The sequence below is a fragment of the Moorena sp. SIO2C4 genome (assembly GCF_010672485.1).
In the GTDB taxonomy this organism is placed as follows: domain Bacteria; phylum Cyanobacteriota; class Cyanobacteriia; order Cyanobacteriales; family Coleofasciculaceae; genus Moorena; species Moorena producens.
On sequence record NZ_JAAHGN010001590.1, the window covers coordinates 1 to 1,023 of the forward strand.

Sequence of the window (1,023 nt, forward strand, 5' to 3'; positions counted from 1 at the left end):
TCAACCCCTTCCAGCGTGCTACCCCGTGGGACACGAATTAAAGTGGGCAGCACTGGCACACTTGAGCAAATTCTGACTGGACCAGCCCAAATGGATGATGGCACCCACAACCTTTTGGGAGCATTGAAAACCAGTATGGGAACCCTCGGAGCAAAAAACCTCAAGGAAATGCAACAAGTGGAAGTAGTGATTGCTCCCTCTCTGCTAACAGAAGGAAAAGTATACCAGAAAGCTCAGCAGTTGGGTATGGGTAAATAATATAGTGTCTAGTTGAATACTTATCATTCTTGGTTGTTCATCAATTTAAAATTGAAACTTGACCATTGACAATTACCAAATATTATGGTATTAGATATATCAGCTTTTCTACAGCTTTCTAAAGTTCACTAACAACTGTTGTCAATAGTTCAAGCACAATAGTTCAAGCACAATAGTTCAAGCACAATAGTTCAAGCACAATAGTTCAAGCACAATAGTTCAAGCAATGAGTAGATATACTTATCACGCTCACCGCCTATCGTCAAAATTTTTCGACTGGTAGGATTTTTTCAGAAAGTGCCGGAAAACCTGGTATCATTAAATAAATCTATGACATTGAAGCATCAGACAGCTAATCAAATCTGTTTTGTAGTAAATGTCAAATATGCCCAGATTCTGGGCAAGCGCTTTTGGGAAAATCCCAAAAGCTTTGAGAGATACCTCCCCATCAGTTAATGATGTGCTATACAAGGCTTCTGCAGATGCGGCGGAAATGCTGGGTTAAATGTATCTGGCTTGGAAATTGCTGAAAAAAAATCAACGGTGACATACAATGGAAAAAGCGGAGACAAATGTTTCCGTTCACTCCTCACACCACACTCCGCCCGGACCTAGTTCGGGCGGTTCCTTATTTGGCTCATTTTGAAGGTTGTTCGCCTTTGGCGTCCCTTGTAGGGTAGGTTGTTCGCGTAGCGTGGCCAATAGGCCAAGGTTAGCTGGTTGAAGGTTGTTCGCGTAGCGTGGCCAATAGCCCAAGGTTAGCTA

Annotated in this window: 1 protein-coding gene and 1 pseudogene; one reads left to right on the top strand and one right to left on the bottom strand. The window is 42.6% G+C overall.

What is annotated here, in order from left to right; genetic code table 11:
- Window positions 1-258: pseudogene (locus F6K20_RS39735) on the top strand (GuaB3 family IMP dehydrogenase-related protein); the annotation flags it as partial.
- Between the two features lie 582 nt (window positions 259-840).
- Here the strand turns inward: F6K20_RS39735 and F6K20_RS39740 are convergent.
- Entirely contained in the window at window positions 841-1,014 is a 174-nt protein-coding gene (locus tag F6K20_RS39740) for a hypothetical protein (protein ID WP_154659989.1), read from the bottom strand.
- Window positions 1,015-1,023: the final 9 nt, after the last annotated feature.